Origin of the sequence: Rhodopseudomonas sp. BR0G17 (assembly GCF_010907025.1) — a bacterium.
Classification (GTDB): Bacteria; Pseudomonadota; Alphaproteobacteria; order Rhizobiales; family Xanthobacteraceae; genus Rhodopseudomonas; species Rhodopseudomonas palustris_H.
In genome coordinates this window covers 1-420 of the sequence record NZ_QUML01000176.1, presented here as the reverse complement: position 1 = coordinate 420, position 420 = coordinate 1, and the positions used below count along the sequence as shown (strand labels likewise).

Genomic DNA, 420 nt, shown 5'->3' with positions numbered 1-420 from the left:
GTACATGTCCTTGGTGCGGTCGACGACGAGGGCTTCTACTACATCGTCGACCGCACCAAGGACATGTACATCTCGGGCGGCGAGAACGTCTATCCGGCCGAGGTCGAGGACGTGCTGTATCAATTGCCGGAGATCGCCGAGGCCGCGGTGATCGGTGCGCCCGATCCGCAATGGGGCGAGACCGGAGTGGCCGTCGTGGCGCTGAAGCCCGGCTTCGAACTGAGCGAGGCCAAGCTGCTGGCACATTGCCGCGAGCGCCTGGCGCGGTTCAAATGTCCGCAGCGCGTCACGTTTGTTGATGCGTTGCCGCGCAACGCCACCGGCGAGGTGCACAAGCCGACGCTGCGCGAACGCATCCTGGTGCGCGAGACGGCCGATGCCTGACCCAGATCCTCAGCGGATGCCGGCGCGCAGGAAACT

Annotated in this window: 1 protein-coding gene; it reads left to right on the top strand. The window is 65.5% G+C overall.

All coding sequences use genetic code 11. The annotated features are described in order from the left end of the window. Positions 1-384: AMP-binding enzyme (locus tag DY467_RS25750; protein ID WP_164639871.1), on the top strand; the 384-nt coding region annotated here is incomplete at its 5' end. Positions 385-420: the final 36 nt, after the last annotated feature.